Origin of the sequence: Desulfolutivibrio sulfodismutans DSM 3696, assembly GCF_013376455.1 — a bacterium.
Classification (GTDB): Bacteria; Desulfobacterota; Desulfovibrionia; order Desulfovibrionales; family Desulfovibrionaceae; genus Desulfolutivibrio; species Desulfolutivibrio sulfodismutans.
The window spans coordinates 4,342,272-4,364,014 of the sequence record NZ_CP045504.1; the positions used below are offsets into that span (position 1 = coordinate 4,342,272).

General features: G+C 63.9%; 21 protein-coding genes and 1 tRNA gene. 8 read left to right on the plus strand and 14 right to left on the minus strand.

The genetic code is table 11. The features are described from left to right. Window positions 1–20 precede the first annotated feature (20 nt). The 13 genes from GD606_RS19825 to GD606_RS19885 all read right to left on the minus strand — a co-directional run bounded on the left by GD606_RS19825 (window position 21) and on the right by GD606_RS19885 (window position 12,312). A complete protein-coding gene (locus GD606_RS19825; RefSeq protein ID WP_163302514.1) occupies window positions 21–383 on the minus strand; it encodes a response regulator in 363 nt (120 codons plus the stop codon). 24 nt (window positions 384–407) lie between these two features. Further along, window positions 408–1,304: a hypothetical protein gene (locus tag GD606_RS19830; RefSeq protein WP_163302513.1), complete on the minus strand. Its 897-nt coding sequence runs from the start codon at window positions 1,302–1,304 to the stop codon at window positions 408–410. Window positions 1,305–1,549: 245 nt separating this feature from the next. Then, entirely contained in the window at window positions 1,550–3,784 is a 2,235-nt protein-coding gene (gene pnp, locus GD606_RS19835; RefSeq protein WP_163302512.1) for a polyribonucleotide nucleotidyltransferase, read from the minus strand. Window positions 3,785–3,997: 213 nt separating this feature from the next. Beyond that, complete coding sequence (rpsO, locus tag GD606_RS19840; protein ID WP_163302511.1) at window positions 3,998–4,267, minus strand: 30S ribosomal protein S15; 270 nt, start codon at window positions 4,265–4,267, stop codon at window positions 3,998–4,000. 105 nt (window positions 4,268–4,372) lie between these two features. Further along, window positions 4,373–5,275: a tRNA pseudouridine(55) synthase TruB gene (gene truB, locus GD606_RS19845; RefSeq protein WP_163302510.1), complete on the minus strand. Its 903-nt coding sequence runs from the start codon at window positions 5,273–5,275 to the stop codon at window positions 4,373–4,375. Next, window positions 5,268–6,242 carry a DHH family phosphoesterase gene (locus tag GD606_RS19850; protein WP_163302509.1) on the minus strand — a complete coding sequence of 325 codons (975 nt, stop codon included), beginning with the start codon at window positions 6,240–6,242 and terminating at the stop codon, window positions 5,268–5,270. The genes truB and GD606_RS19850 overlap by 8 nt, the downstream gene beginning before the upstream one ends. Further along, a complete protein-coding gene (gene rbfA / locus GD606_RS19855) occupies window positions 6,223–6,558 on the minus strand; it encodes a 30S ribosome-binding factor RbfA (protein ID WP_163302508.1) in 336 nt (111 codons plus the stop codon). Before rbfA ends, GD606_RS19850 begins: the two co-directional genes overlap by 20 nt. Window positions 6,559–6,641: 83 nt before the next feature. Beyond that, complete coding sequence (locus GD606_RS19860; RefSeq protein WP_163302507.1) at window positions 6,642–6,929, minus strand: DUF503 domain-containing protein; 288 nt, start codon at window positions 6,927–6,929, stop codon at window positions 6,642–6,644. A gap of 15 nt (window positions 6,930–6,944) precedes the next feature. Then, the gene (gene infB / locus GD606_RS19865) at window positions 6,945–9,815 is read right to left on the minus strand and encodes a translation initiation factor IF-2 (protein ID WP_176629369.1); all 2,871 of its coding nucleotides are present in this window, start codon (window positions 9,813–9,815) and stop codon (window positions 6,945–6,947) included. A 12-nt stretch (window positions 9,816–9,827) separates the two neighbouring features. After that, window positions 9,828–10,046, minus strand: coding sequence for a DUF448 domain-containing protein (locus GD606_RS19870; protein WP_309550411.1), 219 nt, complete (start codon window positions 10,044–10,046; stop codon window positions 9,828–9,830). Window positions 10,047–10,114: 68 nt separating this feature from the next. Then, window positions 10,115–11,539, minus strand: coding sequence for a transcription termination factor NusA (gene nusA, locus GD606_RS19875; RefSeq protein WP_163303922.1), 1,425 nt, complete (start codon window positions 11,537–11,539; stop codon window positions 10,115–10,117). Beyond that, complete coding sequence (gene rimP, locus GD606_RS19880; protein WP_163303923.1) at window positions 11,536–12,108, minus strand: ribosome maturation factor RimP; 573 nt, start codon at window positions 12,106–12,108, stop codon at window positions 11,536–11,538. Before rimP ends, nusA begins: the two co-directional genes overlap by 4 nt. 128 nt (window positions 12,109–12,236) lie before the next feature. Beyond that, window positions 12,237–12,312, minus strand: a tRNA-Gly gene (locus tag GD606_RS19885). A gap of 483 nt (window positions 12,313–12,795) precedes the next feature. Between GD606_RS19885 and mgtE the strand changes: the two genes are divergently transcribed. Further along, window positions 12,796–14,259 (plus strand): magnesium transporter, encoded by a 1,464-nt coding sequence (gene mgtE / locus GD606_RS19890; protein ID WP_163303924.1) that lies wholly within the window; start codon window positions 12,796–12,798, stop codon window positions 14,257–14,259. 145 nt (window positions 14,260–14,404) lie between these two features. Here mgtE and GD606_RS19895 read toward each other — a convergent pair whose 3' ends face one another. Then, window positions 14,405–14,650 (minus strand): AbrB/MazE/SpoVT family DNA-binding domain-containing protein, encoded by a 246-nt coding sequence (locus tag GD606_RS19895; protein ID WP_163303925.1) that lies wholly within the window; start codon window positions 14,648–14,650, stop codon window positions 14,405–14,407. Window positions 14,651–14,830: 180 nt separating this feature from the next. Between GD606_RS19895 and GD606_RS19900 the strand changes: the two genes are divergently transcribed. From GD606_RS19900 to GD606_RS19930, 7 genes are all read left to right on the plus strand, one after another. Further along, window positions 14,831–16,147, plus strand: coding sequence for an IS5 family transposase (locus GD606_RS19900; protein WP_176629370.1), 1,317 nt, complete (start codon window positions 14,831–14,833; stop codon window positions 16,145–16,147). Window positions 16,148–16,368: 221 nt separating this feature from the next. Beyond that, the gene (locus tag GD606_RS19905) at window positions 16,369–16,992 is read left to right on the plus strand and encodes a DUF3800 domain-containing protein (RefSeq protein WP_163302635.1); all 624 of its coding nucleotides are present in this window, start codon (window positions 16,369–16,371) and stop codon (window positions 16,990–16,992) included. Between the two features lie 197 nt (window positions 16,993–17,189). Then, entirely contained in the window at window positions 17,190–17,972 is a 783-nt protein-coding gene (gene flgF, locus GD606_RS19910) for a flagellar basal-body rod protein FlgF (RefSeq protein WP_163302634.1), read from the plus strand. Between the two features lie 18 nt (window positions 17,973–17,990). Continuing rightward, window positions 17,991–18,773, plus strand: a complete 783-nt coding sequence (gene flgG, locus GD606_RS19915) for a flagellar basal-body rod protein FlgG (RefSeq protein ID WP_163302633.1) — start codon at window positions 17,991–17,993, stop codon at window positions 18,771–18,773. A 6-nt stretch (window positions 18,774–18,779) separates the two neighbouring features. After that, a complete protein-coding gene (flgA, locus tag GD606_RS19920) occupies window positions 18,780–19,781 on the plus strand; it encodes a flagellar basal body P-ring formation chaperone FlgA (RefSeq protein WP_163302632.1) in 1,002 nt (333 codons plus the stop codon). Between the two features lie 16 nt (window positions 19,782–19,797). Next, window positions 19,798–20,529 carry a flagellar basal body L-ring protein FlgH gene (locus GD606_RS19925; protein WP_163302631.1) on the plus strand — a complete coding sequence of 244 codons (732 nt, stop codon included), beginning with the start codon at window positions 19,798–19,800 and terminating at the stop codon, window positions 20,527–20,529. 125 nt (window positions 20,530–20,654) lie between these two features. Beyond that, window positions 20,655–21,743 (plus strand): flagellar basal body P-ring protein FlgI, encoded by a 1,089-nt coding sequence (locus GD606_RS19930; RefSeq protein ID WP_246299115.1) that lies wholly within the window; start codon window positions 20,655–20,657, stop codon window positions 21,741–21,743.

Here is a 21,743-nt window from a genome sequence, read left to right on the forward strand (position 1 = left end):
CCATATCCACGCCGCCTAGGTCAGGCGGCCAAGACCTCGGCCACGGCGTCCAGCACCTTGTCAGCCTCAAACGGCTTGGTCAGGTAATGGCGGGCGCCGTTTTGCAGGGCCTCCAATATCTTGGCCCCCTGCCCCAGGGCGCTGATCATCACCACCCTGGCCTCTTCGTCTGCGGCCACGATGCTTTTTAAGCCCTCAATGCCGCTGACCCGGGGCATGGTGATGTCCATGGTCACCAGATCGGGCTTGAGGGATTTGTATTTTTCCAGGGCGTCCTGGCCGTCACCGGCCTCGCCGACGATCTCGTGGCCGGCGTGTTCCAGGATTTCCTTAAGGCTTTTGCGAGAGAGGGCGGAATCATCCACCACGAGGATGCGGGCCATGGCAAGTGCTCCTTTGCGCTGCGGCTAATTGAATATCGGCGACCCAAGGCCGATGAAAAAGGTGAATTCCCCGAACGGCAGGGAAAACGGGATGGCGTAGGCCACGCCCACGGCCCGGATGATGCCGTCGCTTTGGCATTCCGGGGGCAGAAGCTCCAGTTCCACCCAGTCGTTGGACAGCTTGGAGAGGAAAAGCCCGTTTTGCACGTTCATGAATTCCCCCAGGGCGTCCCGGGCCAGGTCGTCGAAGCCGTCCATGGGCATCTTGGCGTACCGCGCCGCGAATTCGGCCATGGCCGGGCCTGAGCCGGAAAATCCGGTGAAAATCTTGAAGCGGCCGTCCATTTCCTGATGCACCAGATGCCCAAAGGGGGTGGCGACCACCTTTTCGGCCCGGCGGATGACGATGCCGGGTTCGATGAAGCGCACCAGATTGCGGGTGAACAGGGCGAAATAGTCGGCATAGACCTCGGGGTCGCCAAGCTCGGGCATCCGGGCCAGGGAGGCGGCCACGGCGTCCATGTCGTTTTCCTTGAGGGCCTCGTATTCGGCGTCGGAAAAGCCCGAGTCGCGGCGATAGGCGGCCAGCACCCGTTCGATGTCCTCGAAGCTCATGATGCCCTTGTCGGCCAGGGCCTGACTGACCAGCAGGTGGCGCTTGCTCTGGCGGGACAAAAGGTCCGTGAGCTGGTCCTCGGTGAGGTAGCCCTTGCCGATGGCGATTTCGCCGAAACGCATGTCGAAGGTGGTCTGGAGGCGGTGGGCGGTCTCCACCTGCTCGGCGGTCATGTAGCCCGCGTCGATGGCCAGGATGCCGATTTTGACCCGCACGGAATCCTGCAGGGCCAGCACCTCGCGCAGTTGGTCAGCGGTGATGTGTTTGTTCTCGAGAAGGTAATGACCGAAGAAGTGGCTGAACATCAGGGGTGCTCTCCTTGTGAATCGGCCGTGCGGCGGGCCGTTGCTCACAGGGAAGCTACGCGCGGCGTGTGATGGTTCCTTCAACTTCACGTGGCGATTTCATGAAGCCGCGCCTCGGTTCGCCATAAAAAACGGGGAGCCTCCCATGGGAGGCCCCCCGTCGCATATTCTTCCCCCGGTACGGGATTCCAAAGGGGCCGTGCCCCTTTGGCTGCCGGAGGCCTTTCTTACATCAATTCCCGTGCCTAGCGCCGGTCCCGGCGATCCCCGCCGCGTCCGCCGAAGCGGTCGCCGCCGCGTCCGCCGCGATCCCCGCCCGGGCGGCGTGCGCCGCCGGTCTTGGGATAGTCGGCGGGGTCGTAGGGGCGGCCCTGTTCCTCGAAGAGCACGGCCTTGCGCGACAGGCGCACCCGGCCGTTGGACTCCACATCCAGAACCTTGACCTCCATGGGCTGTCCGAGCTTGACCACGTCGGCCACGTTTTCCACGCGTTCGGTGTCAAGCTGCGAGACATGCACCAGTCCGTCCAGGCCGGGCAGGATCTCCACCACCACGCCGCAGTCCAGAACCTTGGTCACCGTGCCCTGGTAGTTCCGGCCCACGTCGGCCTTCTGATCGAAGTACATCACGCGCTCTTTGGCCTTTTCCAGGGCCTCGAGGGTGGGGGCGAAGATGCTGACCTTGCCCGAATCCTCGATGTCGATGGAAGCGCCGGTCTCGGCGGTGATGGCCTTGATCATCTTTCCCCCCGGGCCGATGATCTCCCGGATCTTTTCCGGGTTGACCATGACCACGGCCAGTTGCGGGGCGTTGGGCGACAGCTCGGGCCTGGGGGCGGCCAGAACCTCGTTCATCTTGCCCAGGATGTGCTGGCGGGCGTCGCGGGCCTGGTAGAGGGCCTTGCGCATGACCGCCTGGGGGATGCCGGTGATCTTGATGTCCATCTGGATGCCGGTCACCGCGTCGTGGGTGCCCGCCACCTTGAAGTCCATGTCGCCCATGGCGTCCTCGTCGCCGAGGATGTCCGTGAGCACGTGGAACTCGTCGCCTTCCTTGATCAGCCCCATGGCGATGCCGGCCACGGGCTGGGTGATGGGCACGCCCGCGTCCATGAGCGCAAGGCTGGCGCCGCACACCGAAGCCATGGACGAGGAGCCGTTGGACTCCATGACCTGGGAGACCACCCGGATGGTGAAGGGGAAGTCCTCGGAGGAGGGCAACACCTGCTGGATGGAGCGTTCGGCCAGGGCGCCGTGGCCGATCTCGCGCCGGGACGGGCCGCGCAGCATCTTGACCTCGCCCACGCAGTAGGGCGGGAAGTTGTAGTGCAGCATGAAACGCTTGGAGGAGTCGCCGGTGAGCGTTTCGATTTTCTGCTCGTCGCCGGTGCTGCCAAGCGTGGCCACGCACAGGGCCTTGGTCTCGCCCCGGGTGAACAGGCAGGAGCCGTGGGTGCGCGGCAGCACCCCGACCTCGGTGGCGATGGGCCGCACGGTGGTCAGGTCGCGGTTGTCGATGCGTGTTCCCGTGGACCGGATGCGCTCGCGCATGATGGATTTCTCCATCTTCTCCATGAGCTCCTTGGCCTGTCCCTTGAATTCGGGATGCTCGGGATACGCGGCGGCGATGGCCTCCAGGACCGCCGTCTTGACCTTCTTGCGGGCCTCGCGGCGTTCCATCTTGTCGGTGATGGAGAGGGCGGCGGTCATGTCGGCCGTGGCCAGTTCCGTGACCTTGGCGTCGATTTCCGGGTTGATCTGGGGCGGCGTGAATTCGATCTTGGGCACGCCCACCTTGTTCCGCAGTTCCTCCTGGAGGTCGAGCAGGGGGATGATCTGCTTATGCCCCCATTCCAGGGCGTCGGCGATCAGATCCTCGGTCACGAACCTGCCGCCGCCTTCGACCATGACCACGGCGTCGCGGCTGGCCGCGAAAACCATGTTCAGGGTGCTCGGGCCGTTTAAGGCCGCATAGGAGGGGTTTAAGACGAACTGGCCGTCCACGTAGCCCACCCGGGCCCCGGCGATGGGTCCCAGGAAGGGGATCTTGGAGATGTGCAGGGCCGTGGAGGCGCCGGTCAGGGCCAGGATGTCCGGATCGGTGAAGGGATCGGCGGACAGGACCGTGGCGATGATCTGGACCTCGTCGCGGAAGCCCTTGGGGAAAAGCGGACGGCAGGGGCGGTCGATGGAACGGCAGACCAGCACCTCGCGCTCGGACGGGCGGCCGATCTCACGGCGGAAATAGCCGCCGGGGATGCGCCCGGAGGCGTAGGACATTTCCTGGTAATCCACGACCAGGGGAAAAAATCCCTTGTCCATTTCCAGGGTCTGGGTGCAGGCCGTGACCAGCACCACGTTGTCGCCGCTTTGAATCCAGATGGCGCCGTCGGCCTGGTTGGCCAGCCGTCCGGTTTCAATGATGAAGGTGTTGTCGCCGATCGTGGTTTGCAGGCGGGTAGCCGGAGTTCCAAATGCCATAGGGTGTGTTCCTCGTTTTCGGGTCGGGGCGATTCCCGATGCAAAACCCGATGTTGGGGTGTGCCCCCCCAAAAAACTCCGTCAGGCGCGGCGGCCATCGGGACCGGATGGCGGTCCCGCCGCCCGGCGCGCATGGTGAATTTTCGGGGAGGCGGGGGCCGCCCCGCGCGAGGCCGTTTTTCGGCAACGCGCAAAGATGGCCCCCGGCCGGTGCTACTTGCGCAGCCCAAGTCTCGCGATGAGATCGCGATAGCGTTGGATGTCCTTGCTTTTCAAGTACTTGAGAAGCTTGCGACGCTGCCCGACAAGTTTCAGAAGGCCCGTGCGGGAATGGAAATCCTTGGCATGGACCTTGAAATGGTCTGTCAGATAGTTGATGCGCGTGGTGAGAAGCGCCACCTGCACCTCAGGGGAGCCGGTGTCGCCCTCATGCTTCTTGTACTCATCAATGACCTTGGATTTTTCCTCGACGGTCATGACCACAGCGATATCCTCCGTTTGTCGTGTTTTTCGCCTCGCGCGACCCGTCCGTTTCACGCCGGACGGATGCCCGGGAAAAAGCGGAAGCAGGAAGGCCGGACGTTTGCGTCAACCGAGGCCGCGCAAAATCGCCCACCGCATCGCGCCGTCCGTCGCCACCGCCTCGGCGGCGGCCAGGGGTTCGCCAGCGGGACCGAGGAGCAGGGCCTTGTCGCCCGGGGCCGCGCCAGCGGCGTCAAGCCGCATGCCCCGGGCCACCTTGGCCGCATCCTCCGCCCCGAAACGCACCCGTGGCCAATCCGCAAGCGCCGCCTCAAGGGGTAAAACCCTCTCGGGCAGACGCGCGGGCTCGGCCAGCACCTCGGCCAGGCCATGGGCCTGGTCCAGGCGAAACGGACGGCTGTACTCCCGGACAAGGGTGGTCATCACTGCGCCGCAAGTAAGTCGCTGCCCCAGGCTGTGGACCAGGGAACGGACGTAGGCGCCGGATGAAACCCGTATCCGGAATTGAACCGACGGCAGATCCATGGAAACGATCTGCGCGTCGGAAATCTCGACCTCTTTGGTCTTGACCGGGGTCATCATGCCCCGTCTGGCCAGTTCATACAAGGGTTTTCCCTGGTGCTTGGCTGCAGAATAGGCCGGAACCTCCTGCATCTGGCGGCCGTTTGCGGCCGCGAGCTCGCGAAGCACATCCCCCTCGGTCACCGACTGCCAGGAAAATTCTCCGGTCACGGTCCCCTGGATGTCGTAGGTGTCCGTGGTCAGGCCCAGGCGCATGCCCGCCAGATAGACCTTGTCGTCGTGCAAAAACGTGGCGACCTTGGTGGCCCGCCCCAGTAAAACCACCAACACCCCCTGGGCCAGGGGGTCCAGCGTCCCGGCGTGGCCGATCTTTTTTTGCCCGAGCTGGTACTTGATGTCGTTTAGGCACGCCGTAGAGGTCGGCCCCGAGGGCTTGTCGAGAACCAGCACGCCATGCTGCTGGGTCGGTTTCACGGGGCTAGACATGCGCGATTGGCGCTCCAAGCGACGCTCCCACGGCTGCGACCAGCGTGGCCTGGGCCGCGTCCAGCGGCCCGTCCAGGGATCCGCCCGAGGCGTTTTTATGACCGCCGCCGCCAAATGACGCCGCCACGCGCTGCACGTCCACATTGCCCACCGAACGCAGGCTGAACTTCACCTGGCCGCCCGGCAGTTCGCGCACGGCCACGGCCGCCTGCACGCCGCGCACCCGCAGCGCCCAGTTGACCAGCCCGTCGCAGTCCTCGACCGAAGTGCCGGTGCGGATCAGCGTCTCCTGGGAGATGGCGATGGCGCCGACGCGACCGTCGAAGTGCTGCGTCATGCCGCCCATGACCTCGGACCACAACCGGATGCGGGACAGCGACCACTGATTTTTCAGGCGGGCGTTGGTCTCGCCCACGTCGAGTCCGGCGCGCAGGATCCGGGCCGCCAGTTCCAGGGTCTCGGGCCGGGTGGAGCCGAAGGTGAAATCCCCGGTGTCCGTGACCATGGCCACGTACAGGCATTGCCCCAGGCCGCCGGTCAGGGGCACGCCGAGTTCGTCCGCCAGGGCCGCCACCATTTCCCCGGTGGAGGACGAGGTGGTGTCCACCCAGTTCAGGGCCCCGAAGCCGGGATTGCCCAGGTGGTGGTCGATGACGATGAGTCGGGCCGGGTCCACGGCATGCTCCAAAGGCCCCAGGCGGGCGGCGTCGCCGCAGTCCAGGGCCACGGCGAAGCCGTAGGCCGTCGGCAGGGCGGTGGTCCAATGCCCGGGAATGTCCATCCAGGAAAACTGGCCGGGCAGGGGCGAGGCGTTGGCCATGGTGAAACGCTTGCCCAGCCGCGACAGGATGTGTCCCAGGGCTGCAGCCGAGCCCACGGCGTCGCCGTCGGGATTTTCGTGGGAGAGGATCGCGATGTCGTCGTGTTCGCGAAGGATGCGCGCGATATCACGCATCGGGGTGGGCATAGACCATGTCCTCAAGAAAGGTGTCGCGCGCAAAACGCAGTTCCGGAACGAATTTGATCTTGAGCCGGTGGCCCAAAAGTCCGCGCATATAGCCCTTGGCCTGCTCAAGCCCGGCGGCGGCCTGGGCCTGGCGTTTCTCGTCGCCGGTCAGGGTGTAGAGCACCTTGGCCACGCTTAAGTCGGTATTTAAGGCCACGCCGCTTATGGTCACCAGTTCGAGCCGGGGGTCTGTCACGTCTTCCACGAGCATCTGGGCGATTTCCCGCATAATCAGGTCGGAAAGCCGTGTGGAGCGCCGGGAGGTCGCCTGTTTCATAATCACTATCCTTGCCGACCCCGGGGGGTCGCGCCAGATCAGACCGGGGCAGACCGGGTCTGACCGGTTCAGATCGGGCCGGATCAGACCTGAATGATCTCGATGTCGTCGTAGACCAGTTCGGCCGCGTCCATGGCCACGACCTTGTTGAGCGCCTTCTGCAAAAGCCCCTGCACCCGGGGGGCGTCCGGGGAGACGGTCACGGCGGCCAGGACCAGGGTGTCGTGGGCATCCTGGCGGGCGATCTCGCTTATGGCCACATTGAAGGTGTTGCGCAGCTTCTGCTTGAGGCTTAAGGCCACGCGCCGTTTTCCCTTGAGCGAGTCGTTTCCATGGAGCCGAAACTCCAGGGTCAGGATGCCGATGACCATGGCCTAGGCACCGCCTTACAGGGTGTCCTTCTCCTCCACGGATTCGAAGGCCTCGATGACGTCGCCGATCTTGATGTCGTTGTAGTTCTCAAGACCCACGCCGCACTCGTACCCCTTGGTGACTTCCTTCACGTCGTCCTTGAAGCGCCGCAGCGAGGCCAGCTTGCCGGTGTAGACCACCACGCCGTCGCGCAAAAGGCGGATGCCCGCGTTGCGGGTGAGCTTGCCGTCCAGGACGCCGCACCCGGCCACCAAGCCGATCTTGGGTACGCTGAAGGTGTCGCGCACCTCGGCCTGGCCGAGGTACTGCTCCCGGATGACCGGGGCCAGCATGCCGGACATGGCGTCTTTGATGTCGCCGACCAGCTTGTAGATAATGTCGTAGAAGCGGATGTCCACGTTCTCGTGGTCGGCCACGTCCTTGACCTTGACCGTGGGCCGCACGTTGAAGCCGATGATGATGGCCTGGGAGGCCGAGGCCAGTAGGATGTCGGACTCGGTGATGGCCCCGGTTCCGGCATGGATGACGCTGACCTTGACCTTGCCCGTGGACAGTTTGTTCAAGGCCTCGGTGATGGCCTCAAGCGAACCCTGCACGTCGGCCTTGAGCACCAGGTTGAGCGTCTGGGCCTCGGCGTCGGGCCGTGAGGCCAGGAAGGTCTCCAGGGTGACCTTGGTGGCCTTGCCCAACTCCCGTTCCCGCTGTTTGATGCCGCGGGCGTCGGCGATGCGCCGGGCCACCTTGTCGTCCTCGACCCCGACGAACTCGTCGCCCGCCACGGGCACGCTCTCAAAGCCCTGGACCTCCACGGGCATGGCCGGGCCGGCCTCGCGAATCTTTTTGCCCTGGTCGTCGAACATGGCCCGCACCCGGCCGCTGACCACGCCGCAGACGAAGGCGTCGCCCTGCTTGAGGGTGCCTTCCTGGATGAGGATGGTGCCGATGGGGCCGCGACCCTTGTCCAACCGGGCCTCCACGATGTGGCCCCGGGCGCGCTTGGAGGGGTTGGCTGAAAGTTCGAGTACCTCGGCCTGCAACAGGATCATCTCCAAAAGGGCGTCCAGGCCGATTTTCTGCTTGGCCGAGACGTTGGCGAAGATGGTCTCGCCGCCCCAGGCCTCGGGCACCAGGCCCAGCTCGCCCAGTTCGCGCATGACCCGGTCGGGGTTGGCCTCGGGCTTGTCGATCTTGTTCACGGCCACCACGATGGGCACGCCTGCGGCCTTGGCATGGTTCACGGCCTCGCGGGTCTGGTCCATGACCCCGTCGTCGGCGGCCACCACCAGGACCACGATGTCCGTGACCTGGGCGCCGCGGGCGCGCATGGCGGTGAAGGCCTCGTGGCCGGGGGTGTCCAGAAAGACGATCTCGCCGCGCGAGGTGCTCACATGATAGGCGCCGATGTGCTGGGTGATGCCCCCGGCCTCGCCGGAGGTGATGTTGGAGAGCCGGATGGCGTCGAGAAGCGAGGTCTTGCCGTGATCCACGTGGCCCATGATGGTGACCACGGGCGGCCGCGACCGCATATCCTCGGGGTTGTCGGCCTCCCGGTCGAGCAGGAAATCCTCTTCGGAAAAGCCCACTTTTTCCACTTCGTACTCGAATTCGCCAGCGGCCAGGATGGTGGTTTCTACATCCAGGGACTGGTTGATGGTGACCATGGCCCCAAGTCCCAGAAGCACCTTGATGAGATCCTGGGCCTTGATGCCCATCTGCTTGGCCAATTCCGCCACCCGGATGGTCTCTTCCATGCGGATTTTGCGCTTGGCGGCCTTGAGCGGCTGGGTTCCGGCCTGGACCTGGGGCTGGACCGGATGGAACTCCTCGCGCGGCTTTTTCCGCTTAAACGACTTGGCCCGGCCGCCGGTGCGATCCTGGATGTCGGGGGTCTTTTTCTTCTTGGCGGCGGCGCTTTTGCGGCGCGATTCCTCGGTTTCCACCGGGGTGGGGGCGAATTCGACGGTGCGGCGGTCCTTTTTGCCCTTTTTCCGGCGCTCCTCCTCGGTCTCGGCCTTGGGAGCGGCGGTTCCCGGGGCGGCGGCGGGGGCTGCCGGGGCGGCCGGGGCGGCGGGCTTGGGCTCGGGCATGGAGATGATGCGCACCTGGGGGGTGGTCGGCTGCTCGCGGCGCGGCTTTTTCTTTTTGCCGCTCCGGGCCTCTTCCTCGGCCTGCCGCGACGCCTCGGACTGGGGCGCTTCGGGGCCTGCGGCCGCCTCGGGGGCCACGGGCTGTGCGGGCTGCTCTTCGATGACCTCGTCCGCGGTGGCGGTCGGTTCGGCCTCGGCGGCGGATTCCAGATCAGGGGCGGCCTCAGAGGGCTGGGCCATCTCCGTGACGGCCTCGGCCTCTTCCACGGCCTCCACCACGGCGGCCGTCTCCATCTCGACCGGGTGGGGCAGGGCGGATTCCGGGGCCTCGGGCTCGGGGGGCGCGGGCTGGGAGATGATCCGGGCCGTGGTCTCCACCGGGGTGTGGCGCGCGGGGCGTGCCTTCCGGGGGGCGAGCTCCTCGGTCGAAACGGCAGGCGCCGCTTCCGGAGTCTGCGGTTCGGCCGTAACCTCGATCACGGGGGGCTCAAGCGGCTCGGGCTCGACAGGCACATGGTCCGCCGGGGGAGCGGCGTCGACTTCGGGGGCGGCTTCGGGCGCCTTGTCCCGGGCGGGCTTGCGCCGCCTGACGATAACGCCGGGCTGGACCTCGGTGTCGATGACCTGGGTCTTGCCCACAAGCGACCGCGCCTTGGCGCGCACCTGCACCACTTCCTCCTCGGTCAGGGCGCCCATCTGGCTTTTGGCCTGAAAGCCCAACTCTCGCAGGAATTGCAGGATTTCCTTGTTGCCGACCCCAAGTTCCTTGGCGAGGTCTTTCACCCGAATGCTGCTCACTTTGGCTTCCCCCTAACGTTTCCTGCCGCGCCCGGCGAATTTCTTGAATTTTTCCCGGCAGACGGGGTTGTCGCAGACATAGTGCCCTCTGCCGTCCATGCGCATCTTTGCGTCATGGACCAGATGCGGCGGCGCTGTCTCGGCCGTGGCCGGGCCGCCGGACGCCCGGGACCGATCAACATATCGGGACAGTCCGGCTTTGGGAAACCGGCCCCGGCATATCACACACATGCGCACGGGAACGTGCTTCCCGCCGCAGTCTCCATTTTCGGGCCCCGTTGCACTCATGGGGCGGCGTCCTATTCCCCGGGCTTGGCCACAGGGTCGGCCTCGACTGCCGGGGCGTCGTCCGCCGGGGCCTCCGGCGTCGCAACGTCGGCATCGGCCGCCGTATCGCCAGCCGTGTCGGCAGCCGCCTCGGGTTCGTCACCGGCCGCCTCGTCCGCCGCCGCAACGGCCTCGGGCGCATCGCCCGTCTCTTCGGCCGGGGCCTTGGCCGGGGCCAGGAGCTTTAAGGCCAACCGGATGTTGCCCAAGCGCGTGGGGGTCATGTCCTCGATGCTTGAGAGGGCCTCGTCGTCGGCCTCGATCATCTGCTCAAGCGAGGTGAACCCGGCGGACAAGAACTTCTCCACAGGCATCTCAGCCACGCTGGCCAACTGCTCGAGTTCCTTGCGCGAGGCGTTTAATTCCCCGAAGCGGGATTCGGTGAAAATATCGATCTTCCAGCCCAAAAGCTTGGCCGCCAGCTTGACGTTCTGGCCCTTGCGGCCGATGGCCAGGTTGAGCTGGTCGTCGGGAACCACGACCTCCAGGGTCTTTTCTTCCTCGTCCACGGTGATGCGCGAAACCGAGGCCGGAGACAGGGCGTTTCTGGCGAATCCGGCGATGTCCGGGCTCCAGACCACGATGTCGATGCGCTCGCCGCGCAGTTCCTGGACGATGTTCTGGATGCGCGATCCCCGGATGCCCACGCAGGCCCCCACCGGGTCCACGTCGCGATCCTTGGACATGACCGCCACCTTGGCCCGGGAGCCGGGGTCGCGGGACACGCCCAGGATGCGCACGGTGCCGTCGGCCACCTCGGGCACCTCGCGGGAGAAAAGCGCGCTCATGTAGTCGCCATGGGTGCGCGACACGATGATCTGCGGGCCGCGTCCCTGGGGCAGCACCTCGATGATGAAGGCCTGGACGCGGTCGCCGCGTTTGTAGCGTTCGCGGGGGATCTGCTCTTCCTTGGGCAAAAGGGCCTCGGTGCGGCCGAGGTTGATGATCCAGCCCGAACGGTCCCGGCGCTGGATGATGCCGCTGACGATCTCGCCCTTTCTGTCCTTGTATTCCTCGTAAATGATTTCCTGCTCGGCGTCGCGCATGCGCTGGATGATCACCTGCTTGGCCGATTGGGCCGCGATGCGTCCCAGATCCTCGATCTTGAGCTTGAACCCCATCTCGTCGTCGATCTGCACGTTGGGGTCGATGGCCCGGGCCTCCTCCAGGGTGATCTCAGCGTCCGGGTCTTCCACTTCCGCGGCGACCACCTTGAACTGGTAGACGTCGATCTCGCCCTGCTCTTCGTTGTACCCCACCTCGAAATCCAGGTGGTCCCCATATTTGCGGGCCACGGAGGAGCGCACGGCCTCCTCGAGGGTGTCAACGAGGAGATCCCGGTCGATGCCCCGGTCCTTGCTTATCTGGTCGATTGCCTTTTTCAGCTCCATGCTCATGGGGTCACCTCCGAGGGTCCATGGAAATGTTCCTGGCCGGGATCTCCTGCCGCATCGGGAAAACGGTGCACCAGCCTGGCCTTTTTGACGTCGTTCCAGGCAAAGTCCACGGCGGTCTGTTTCGGTCCCGGATCGGCCGTCATGGTGAACGCCTCGCCTGCGGCCCCGGTCAGGATTCCCCGGAACCTCCGACGCCCTAAGCGGGGCGTCAGAAGCGTCACCTCGATTTCACGGCCGATGTGCCCGGCGAGTTGGCCGGGCGTGAAAAAACGGCGCTCGATGCCCGGTGAAGAGACCTCAAGCACATAGGGGCCGGGCATGATGTCTTCCACGTCCAAAAGATATCCGGCATGGCGGCTGACCGTGGCGCAGTGGTCCACAGTCACTCCGGCCTCGCGCTCCGTCTGCCCCTGAGCCGCCCGGGCCTCGGGGGACAGGTCGATGAAAATACGCAAAAGTTCCCGATGCCCGGCCGAGGAGAGTTCGATTCCCCAGGGGATGAGTCCCTCGGCGGCGAGAAACGGGGTGAGAAGCTTTTCGATCCGTTGGGCGCGTTCCTGGATGTCCATATATCCTATAAAATACGGGAAAGTCGGCTCGCGAGCCGTGGCCCGGCAAAAAAAAAGTGGACCCAACCCGCTGGTCCACCTCTCCTCGTCACACATAAAAACGCCAGGGTCGTCAGAGGCTTAGAAGCTGGAGCGGGCGACGAGGATCGAACTCGCGACACCAAGCTTGGGAAGCTTGTACTCTACCAGCTGAGCTACGCCCGCTCGAATTGATGAAATTACCCGGTGTGGAGTTTTTGTCAAGGGGCAAGATGCCCCGGGGAGCCCCCGGGGTTCCCCCGATGGGCGGAGGCGGGCGCCGACACGCCCGGGCGCAGCAACCCGTCCGGACGCAAGACATCCCTTTTTCCGGGGAGTTGCGTGCGGATGCCGGATGTCGCTTCAGGGTTGCCTTTTTTGCCCGCGATGTATAGAAGTAATTGGTTGTCGGCACGCTGCCCCAGGGCGGCATGCGATTTAAAACAATCAACCCAAGGTTTTTTCATGGACCCTGACGGTAGTCGGCCCCGAAAGGCCGCGCGGCGCCAGCGCCGCGACCAGACCATGTCCCGCGCCTTTTCCCGGCCGCGAGGGATGTCCTGGTCGCTCCCGTTTTCGGACGGGTCCGACTAAGCCTTTCCCCTCCCGGTTCGCCAAAGGCGCGGCCAGTTCCGCAGCCTGTAATTCCCTGTGCAAGGGAGGCGAACCATGCCGAACACCCTTCTGGCGAAATTTCCCATGGCGACGTCCGTCCCGGGCGTTTCCGACGTTTCGCGCGATGATCGCCGGGATGCCGTCGACGTCACGGCCCTGATCCGTTGCGCCGCAAGCGGCGAGCATCCCGGCGTCACGGCGCAACGCCTGTGCGCCGCCTTCGAAAACTCCCGCGAGGGCGACTCCCCCGATCCCGGCAGGGCGGCCCAGGTGGCCCGGCGGGTGTTGGCGGCCCTGGCCCCCGAGCGCCGGGCGGAAATCTTCGCCCACCTGACCGTGCCCGCCCAGGTGGCCACGGCCCAGGCCATGACCCGGGGCGAGGTTACGGCCCTGGTGTCGGCTATGCCCCACGACGACCGGGTGGATCTGCTCAAGCGCATCCCGGCCGAATGCCGCCAGGCCGTGATGCCCGCCCTGGCCCAGGCCGAGCGCGAGGACATCCGCCGCCTGTCCTCCTACGCCGAGGGCACGGCCGGGGCGGTCATGACCTCGGAATACGCCTCCCTGAATCCGGAGATGACCGCCCGGGAGGCCATCGAGAAGCTGCGCCTGGAGGCCCCGGACAAGGAGACCATCTATTACGCCTATGTGGTGGACGCCGCCCGGGGGCTGACGGGATTCGTGTCGCTTAAGGATCTCATCCTGGCCCGGCCCGAAAGCCGGGTCTCGGACCTGATGAACCGGGAGGTGATCTTCGCCCGGGCCGGTGACGACCAGGAAGAGGTGGTGAAAACGATCTCCCGCTACGACCTGCTGGCCCTGCCCGTGGTGGACGAGAACGGGGTCTTGGTGGGCATCGTCACCCATGACGACGCCATGGACGTGCTGCACCAGGAGCACACCGAGGATATGGAGAAGTTCGCGGCCATCGGCGGCAGCCACGACGGCCAGGCCTACCTGCGCACCTCGGCCTTCGGGCATTTCCGCAACCGGGCCTTCTGGGTGGTGATCCTGGCCGCCCTGGGGCTGGTGTCCGGGCTGATCATCAGTTCCTTCGAGTCCACCCTGGCCAGTCTTTTGATCCTGACCCTGTACATGCCCATGATCGCCGCCGCCGGGGGCAACGTGGGCAGCCAGTCGGCCACGGTGGTCATCCGGGCCCTGACCCTTGGCGACGTGAAACCCCGCGACGCCCTGCGGGTCTTTCTCAAGGAGTTCCAGGTGGCGGCCATGCTGGGCGGCATCCTGGCCCTTCTGGCCTTCGCCAAGGTGTCGTTTCTGTCCCACGGGGCGGTGTTGCCAGCGGGCGTGACCCTGGCCAAGGTGGGCCTGGTGGTCGGCCTGGCGCTGTGCGCCCAGGTGGTCACGGCTACCATCCTCGGCGCGGCCCTGCCGATTCTGGCCGTGCGCCTGGGGCGCGACCCGGCCGTGGCCGCCAGCCCCTCCCTGACCACGTTGGTGGATATCACCGGGCTTCTGCTCTATTTCGGCGCGGCCAGGATCATTCTGGGCGTGTAGCCGGAGCGCGGCGCGAAGCCGGGGCCGGGCGGGGAATCCCCGTCCGGCCCTTTTTGTTGCTACGGACCTGTCTCGATCCCGAGAATGGCGGCCAGAAGATTCGTCATACCGAGCACGCAGTCGTTCCGACCTGGGGCGTCGGATGTCACAGCAGTTCCCGTCCGGACGGTCCTCCCCAGCCCACGGCCTCGTGCCGGTTGTCCGCAGTCACCCGGGCCAGCAGTTCGGCCAGAGACATCTTCGGGCGCTGCCGCACTTTCATGATCATGAGCCCTTCCGGCGTGCGGTCGATGCGCACTGCATCGCCCGGGGAAAGCCCGGCCTCGGCGGCCAGGGCCTTGGGGATGCGCAGGCCGAGGCTGTTGCCCCGGCGGGAAACGAGGGTTTCCATAACGCCTCCTCGGTGAGTGGGTTGTCCGCTCCGGCATGGATGTGCTTTGCATATTCGGTGACCGGCGTCATCATGGCCGCCAGCCGGAAGGGATTGGCCTCAACCTTGCGGCGAGGACGGTTGCCATGTACCGTTGTCACATGATTCCGTGAGGTATGTCCGGTCATTATCGGAGGATGTATGGGGTATTTTCTCTTTGTGGACGAAAGCGGACATGACCGCCGCGAGGCGCCGTACATGGTGCTGGCGGGAATCATTGTCGAAGATCGGAATATCTGGAACCTCATCCAGGCGATACGCAGGGCGGAAGAAGTCTTTTTTGGTATGCGGATCACCAAGGGTGAGCTGGAACTGAAAGGAAAAAAGCTCCTGAAAAGAGACCGTTGCACGGGAAAATGGCACAATTCTATTGTAATTTTAGGCAATTATGCTATATTTTCTCCATCAAAAATGATGGAGGCGATCATGAGCGAGCGCAATTCCAAAAAGCCCGGTATTGCCGACTACGTCGTGTCCCATCGCAGGCACAAGGAATGCTTTCTGGATGAGATTGATCGCCTCATTGATTGGAAGCCGTTTGAGAAGCTTCTTCGAAAAAAGCTCAGCCGAGTCGTCAATGCCGTTGGTAATCCTGCATATGCACCGTTGCCGATGTTTAAAATCCTTCTGCTCCAGAGGTGGTACAACCTGAGCGACGCGGCGGTGGAGGAATGCTTGTACGATCGGTTGTCCTTTGTCCGATTCGTGGGCCTTTCCCTTGATCATGACGAGGTGCCCGATTCCTCGACCATTTGCCGGTTTCGGCAGAGCCTGCTTGAAAAAAACGTCTTGAAGCGGCTTCTGGACAAACTCAACCATCAACTCCAGCGGCGCGGCTTACTGGTACGTGAAGGAGCCATCGTGGACGCGAGCGTCATCACCTCCTCGCGCCGCCCCCTCAAAGTAATCGATATTCTTCCCGAAGATCGCGAGGAAGATGACGACGAGGCGTCGGACGTAACCATCAGCTACTCCGATGACGCCGATGCGGCCTGGTTGCGCAAAGGGAACCGGGCTTATTACGGCTACAAAGTCCATGCGGCCACGGACAGCCGGGACGGCTTTCTCCTCGGCGGCCATGTCACGCCCGCCAACCGTTCGGATACGCAGGAATTCGTGGATATTCTTGATGAGATTGGCCCCATGCCAGGGGGCCGCATCTATGCGGACAAGGGATACAGCAGCCAGTTGAACAGGCATGTGCTCCAAGCTCGGAGACTTGCCGACGGCATCATGCATAAGGCCGCTCGCAACCGTGCGCTGAACCCCGCCGAAAAAGCGGCAAATCGTCAAGTTAGCAGCGTCCGGTCGAAGGTGGAACGGGCTTTCGGAACGCTCAAAAGAAGTTATGGCTTCTTCCGGACGCGTTACCTGGGGGTAGCCAAGGTTGAACTTGAATTTTTACTCAACGCTATGGCTTTCAACTTGAAAAAAGCGGTGCTCAAAGCGGGATGTTGAGGAACACTTACGCTAAGGAGTGACGAACGCCGCCTCAAGGTGAAACAAGATCAGCGCTGTCGGCTAAACGACGGCGGAAACAGACGACCGAGACCTTTCGAGAGAATTCCGTAACGACATCAGAGGATTGTGCAGCGGTCTCGAAAAGGAAAACATACAAATATGCATTGCAGTTTCCGGATTATGAACCAGATGAGCGCACGAGGTTGGCAAGACGCTGTTTGGAAAAGGGTTTTTCAAGTCGAGGAAGTGAATGCAATGAAGTCACAAAATATGAATTGACAGCTCTTGCACAGGCAAAGATTGCATATGTGAAATATGTTTTTGACGTATGCAGAAGATCTAATGTTAAAGCTATAGGTAGTATTGTAGATAGATCGTCGGCGATCCCCCAAGGGGCCGATTATCTCAGGAAGGACTATGCTTACCTCTTTGAAAGGTTCTATTATTATCTTGAGAATGTACATCGATCTGAAATGGGATATATCGTTTTTGATGAGCTTGACAAATCACAAAGCCATATCCTCCTGGATCAAATGGAAGCGTATTTCATTAAAACGAAGAAAGGACGTGACCGGGCGGCAAGGATCATTCCGGAACCGTTCTTTGTCCACAGCGATATGAGTAGTCTTGTCCAAGTCGCTGATATTTTGGCATATGTTTTGTCGTGGGGGAAGGTGCTTCCAACAAAAGAATCCTGCCGCCCAGAACTTGGGGAGGTGGCACAAAGGGCCGTGGCCTTGCGAAGCGATGCCAGACGTGAAATCGCAGAAATCAAGAAAGGGCAGGAGTCGATCATCTATGGATTCGCATTGATTGAGAATCTTTGCGCCGGAGGAAAATAAAAAAGGCAATGCCGACTTGCGCCAGCAAAGCCTCCAGCTAAAAGATAGGTAGGTATCGTTTTTCTGTCAAGACGATTTTCTGCCTCCTCACTTTCCCGCCTTTCCGGGCTCATCGCCCCTCATTGTTTTTCGTCTCCCTGACGTTTTCACCGTTGGTCCGCCCCTTGCATCCCTCCCGGTCGAGGAGGACTCCTTCCATGGACATGAGCATGTACAGCGCGCTTTTCGGGGCTTTAAGCAACGAAAACCGCCTCAACATCAGCGCCAACAATTTGGCGAACATCAACACCACCGGCTACAAGCGCGACCAGGTGTCCTTCCACGACACCTTCGTGCGCTACGCCCATGATTATCACCCCGACCCGCGCGGAACCATCCGCGAGGAAGAGCTTCTGCCCGAGGCCGAGCTCATCGCCAAACCGCGCCTGTCCATGCAGCAGATCGACTTCTCCCAGGGGGCGCTGCAGGCCACGGGCAACACCTTCGATCTGGCCATCCAGGGGCCGGGATTTTTCCGGGTGCGTTCTCCGGACGGGGACTATCTGACCCGTAGCGGAGCCTTTATGCGCGGCCCGGATGGAACGCTCATGACCGACCAGGGCTATCAGGTGCTTGGAGAGGGAGGCGCCATCGACATCCCGGCGGGCAAGGTCATCACGGTGGCCGGAGACGGCCAGATCTCCGTGGACGGCGCGCCCGTGGGCACGCTGGACCTGGTAGCCGTGGCCGAGCCCGAGACCCTGGAGAAGTACGGGTCCAACCTCTACCGGGGGAATGATGGCGCAGCCATCCAATCCCAGGCCATCGATCCGGCCCTGACCCAGGTGGTGCAGGGCTATCTGGAAAAGCCCAACGTGGAGGTGGTTTCGGAGATGGTGTCCATGATCGAGACCCAGCGGACCTTTGAGGCCTACCAGAAGGTCATGACCACCTCTCAGGAACTTGACACCCGGGCGACCAGGGTCGGTTCGGACAAATAACGCAGGAGGTTGACGCGTATGATGCGTTCTCTTTGGACGGCCACCACCGGCATGGTGGCCATGCAGATGCAGATAGACACCATGTCCCACAACCTGGCCAACGTGAACACCATCGGCTTCAAAAAGAGCCGGGCCGAGTTCGAGGATCTCATGTACCAGACCCAGGCCGTGGCCGGCACCGAAATCGCCGGCGGCGACCGCCTGCCCACCGGCCTTCAGGTAGGCCTTGGCGTGCGGCCCACCACGGTGCACAAGTTCTTTACCCAGGGCGATCTGCAAAACACCGGCAACCAGCTCGACATCGCCATCGAGGGCGACGGGTTTTTCCGCCTGGACGTCAACGGCCGCGAACTCTATTCCCGGGCCGGCTCCTTCAAGCTCAACCAGGACGGCACCATCGTCTCGGCCAACGGCTATGTCCTGCAGCCTGAATTCGCCGTGCCCCAGGAGACCAAAAACATCACCATCACCGAGGGCGGCCACCTGGCCTGCCTGGATGCGGACGGCGAGGAACTGGCCGGGGTGGACATCCCCCTCTACACCTTCATCAACCCGGCGGGCTTAAGCGCCGAGGGCCGCAACCTCTATTCCACCACCGAGGCCTCGGGCGACCCCGAGGAACTCAATCCCGGCGACCAGAACGCAGGCATCCTGGTCCAGGGTTTCCTGGAAATGTCCAACGTGGAGCTTGTGGACGAAATGGTGGGGCTCATCGTGGGCCAGCGGGCCTATGAGGCCAACTCCAAGGCCATCACCACCGCTGACGGCATGCTCCAGACAGCGGTCAACGTGAAGCGGTAACCTGCCATGAACAGCACGGGACGTATCTTTGACTCCGCCCGGGCCGCCATCTTTGCGACAGTGGTCTGCCTGGGGGGCGTTTTGTGCGCACCGACGGCCCAGGCCGCCTGGATGCTGCGCATCCTCCCGGCGGCCTGCGCGGACGGCGAGAGGGTGACGCTACGCGACATCGCCGCGCCTGATCCGGGATTTCCCGAAGACGCCTGGGCCATCCTGGGGGCCACGGCCCTGTGGGCCGCCCCTGCGCCGGGACAGTCCCAGACCCTGTCCGGGGCCGAACTGCCGGGCAGGCTGCGGGCCTACCTGAAAGACGCCCCCGTGGAATACGTCCTGCCGATGCAGCTTGTGGTGCGCCGGGGAGGACGGGTGGTCCAGCGCACGGAACTGGAAAATCTCGTCGTCGATTTCTTGACGCCGCGTCTGTCCGGGCTGCCCGGGCGGACATGGCTGAGCGGGGTGGAGACCCCGGAATACCTCTTTTTGGCCGAGCACGACCGGCTGGCCGTGGAAATGGCCGCCGGAAGCACGACCAACGGCCCGGGGCCGACGGAACTGCGGCTGTGCGTGGCCGGCCAGGATGGTCGCACGGTCAGCAAGGTGGCGGCCAAGGCCGTGGTCAACCAGACGACCCGGGTGGCTGTGGCCAGGCGGCCGGTCAATCCCCGCGACGGGGTTTTGACTCAGGAGCTGGTGTCCTTCGAGGAACGCAATCTGGCCGGGCTTCCCGGACGCCCCTGGGACGGCGCGGGCGTGCCCGTGCGCCTGGTGCGCGGCGTGGGGCAGGGACAGGTGATTTTCGCCCAGGACGTGGAGCCCATGCCCGTGGTGCAAAAAGGCGACAAGGTGCTTTTGGTGTACGAAGGCGGCCGCATCCGGCTTCAGGTGGACGCCCTGGCCGAATCCGACGGCGCGCCGGGCGGGCGGGTGACGGTGCGCAACTTGCAAAGTGAACGGAAAGTCATCGCCTCGGTGCGCGACAAGAACACCGTGGTCGTCACCGAAAGGTGATCAAGGGGGATATCCCATGAATCGTACCGCCATCCTGGCCATGATCGTCTGCGTCACCGCCTCCGGCGCGTTGGGCTGTTCTTCGGCGAGCAAGCGGCCCGCCCCGGCGCCGACCTTGTCCGAGCCGGTCTTCCAGGCCCCGCCCGCGGCGGAGAACCCGGGCTCCATCTTCAGCCAGTCCCAGGCCGGGTTCCTCTTCGAGGACAACCGGGCCAGGCACATCGGCGACATCGTCATGGTCAACATCGTGGAGAACTCCCGGGGCAAGAATAAGGCCGAGACCAAGTCCGACAAGGATTCCACCGTGGACATCGGTGTGGAGAACTATTTCGGGAACCGGACCTTCGACGGTTCCCTCACCGGACAACTCGGCGGCCCCAATTTCGGCTTGGTGGGCAACACCGGCCAGAACGCCATGGTCAAGGCCGGGACCAGCAACAAGTTCAAGGCCAAGGGCGAGACCAAGCGCGAGTCCGACGTCAGCGCCTCCATCGGCTGCCGGGTGGTGGCCATTCTGCCCGGCGGGGTGATGCAGGTGGAAGGGGCGCGCGAGACCAAGGTCAACGACGAAAACCAGATCATCGTGGTGCGGGGGCTGGTGCGGCCCACGGACATCGACCCGGACAACTCCGTGGAGTCCACGGCCCTGGCCGACTGCAAGATCGAATACTACGGCGAGGGCGTCTTGGCCGACCGGCAAAAGCCCGGCTGGCTGTCGCGCATCCTCGACAACGTGTGGCCATTCTAACCCCTGCGCACGGACGCGGCAGGCGTTCCCGGACGACGGGAACAGGAATGAAAGAGGACGTTATGGGCGAGATCGTGATTGGAAGACGCGGCGACCGGATGACGAAGTCGGCCATGGGCCGGTGGATGGCGGCGACCTTTCTTCTGTGCGCCTTTGTGTTGGGCGCGACCCAGGCCGTTCATGGCACGCGCCTCAAAGACATCGCCTCGTTCAGCGGTTCGCGCACCAACCAGTTGGTGGGCTACGGCCTGGTGGTGGGGCTGTCCGGCACGGGCGACAAGCGCGGTTCGGAATTTACCGTGCAGTCCATCTACAACATGCTCGACCGCATGGGCGTGCGCGTGGACAAGGCCACGCTCAAGCCCCGCAACGTGGCCGCCGTCATGGTCACGGCCCAGATGCCTATTTCCGCCAAGGCCGGCACCCGCATGGACGTGACCATCTCCTCGCTTGGCGACTCGACCAGCCTGCTTGGCGGGGTGCTTCTGGTCACGCCGCTCAAGGGCATCGACGGCAACATCTACGCCATCGCCCAGGGCTCGCTCCTGGTGGGCGGCGTGACGGCCTCGGGCACGGCGGCCTCGGTTTCCAAAAACATCACCACCGTGGGCATGATCCCTGGCGGGGCCAACGTGGAGCGGACCATCCCCTTCGAGTTCAACCAGCAGGAGGGCCTGACGCTCAACCTGCAGCATCCCGATTTTTCCACGGCCCAGCAGGTGGCCCAGAAGATCAACGACGCCATGGGCGGGGCCTTTGCCGCCGCCGTGGACGGGGCCACCGTAAACCTTGCCGTGCCTGAACAGCACAAGGGCAACCTGGTGCCGCTTCTGGCCAATCTGGAGAATCTGGAGATTCGGCCGGACAACCGGGCCCGGGTGGTGGTGGACGAAAAGACCGGCACCGTGGTGGTGGGCTTAAACGTCAAACTGGCCCCGGCCGCCGTGACCCACGGCAATCTGCAGATCGAGATCCGCGAATCCGCCGAGGTCTCCCAGCCCCTGCCGTTCTCCGAAGGGCAGACCGTGGTGGTGCCGGAGACGGATATCGCCATGCAGGAAGACAACCGCAAGCTCAAGCTGGTGGAGGGCGCCAGCCTTCAGGAACTGGTGCAGGGCTTAAACGCCCTGGGGGCCACCCCGCGCGACCTCATCAGCGTCCTGCGCACCTTGCAGACCTCGGGCTCCCTGCACGCCGAGCTGGAGGTCATGTAA

Excerpts from the sequence above, each read along its gene's own strand:
- GD606_RS19825 (WP_163302514.1), bottom strand. The coding sequence starts at position 383 with ATGGCCCGCATCCTCGTGGTGGATGATTCCGCCCTCTCTCGCAAAAGC.
- GD606_RS19830 (WP_163302513.1), bottom strand. The coding sequence starts at position 1,304 with ATGTTCAGCCACTTCTTCGGTCATTACCTTCTCGAGAACAAACACATC.
- pnp (WP_163302512.1), bottom strand. The coding sequence starts at position 3,784 with ATGGCATTTGGAACTCCGGCTACCCGCCTGCAAACCACGATCGGCGAC.
- truB (WP_163302510.1), bottom strand. The coding sequence starts at position 5,275 with ATGTCTAGCCCCGTGAAACCGACCCAGCAGCATGGCGTGCTGGTTCTC.
- GD606_RS19850 (WP_163302509.1), bottom strand. The coding sequence starts at position 6,242 with ATGCCCACCCCGATGCGTGATATCGCGCGCATCCTTCGCGAACACGAC.
- rbfA (WP_163302508.1), bottom strand. The coding sequence starts at position 6,558 with ATGAAACAGGCGACCTCCCGGCGCTCCACACGGCTTTCCGACCTGATT.
- GD606_RS19860 (WP_163302507.1), bottom strand. The coding sequence starts at position 6,929 with ATGGTCATCGGCATCCTGACCCTGGAGTTTCGGCTCCATGGAAACGAC.
- GD606_RS19870 (WP_309550411.1), bottom strand. The coding sequence starts at position 10,046 with ATGTGTGTGATATGCCGGGGCCGGTTTCCCAAAGCCGGACTGTCCCGA.
- nusA (WP_163303922.1), bottom strand. The coding sequence starts at position 11,539 with ATGAGCATGGAGCTGAAAAAGGCAATCGACCAGATAAGCAAGGACCGG.
- rimP (WP_163303923.1), bottom strand. The coding sequence starts at position 12,108 with ATGGACATCCAGGAACGCGCCCAACGGATCGAAAAGCTTCTCACCCCG.
- mgtE (WP_163303924.1), top strand. The coding sequence starts at position 12,796 with ATGCCGAACACCCTTCTGGCGAAATTTCCCATGGCGACGTCCGTCCCG.
- GD606_RS19895 (WP_163303925.1), bottom strand. The coding sequence starts at position 14,650 with ATGGAAACCCTCGTTTCCCGCCGGGGCAACAGCCTCGGCCTGCGCATC.
- GD606_RS19900 (WP_176629370.1), top strand. The coding sequence starts at position 14,831 with ATGGGGTATTTTCTCTTTGTGGACGAAAGCGGACATGACCGCCGCGAG.
- flgF (WP_163302634.1), top strand. The coding sequence starts at position 17,190 with ATGGACATGAGCATGTACAGCGCGCTTTTCGGGGCTTTAAGCAACGAA.
- flgG (WP_163302633.1), top strand. The coding sequence starts at position 17,991 with ATGATGCGTTCTCTTTGGACGGCCACCACCGGCATGGTGGCCATGCAG.
- flgA (WP_163302632.1), top strand. The coding sequence starts at position 18,780 with ATGAACAGCACGGGACGTATCTTTGACTCCGCCCGGGCCGCCATCTTT.
- GD606_RS19925 (WP_163302631.1), top strand. The coding sequence starts at position 19,798 with ATGAATCGTACCGCCATCCTGGCCATGATCGTCTGCGTCACCGCCTCC.
- GD606_RS19930 (WP_246299115.1), top strand. The coding sequence starts at position 20,655 with ATGGCGGCGACCTTTCTTCTGTGCGCCTTTGTGTTGGGCGCGACCCAG.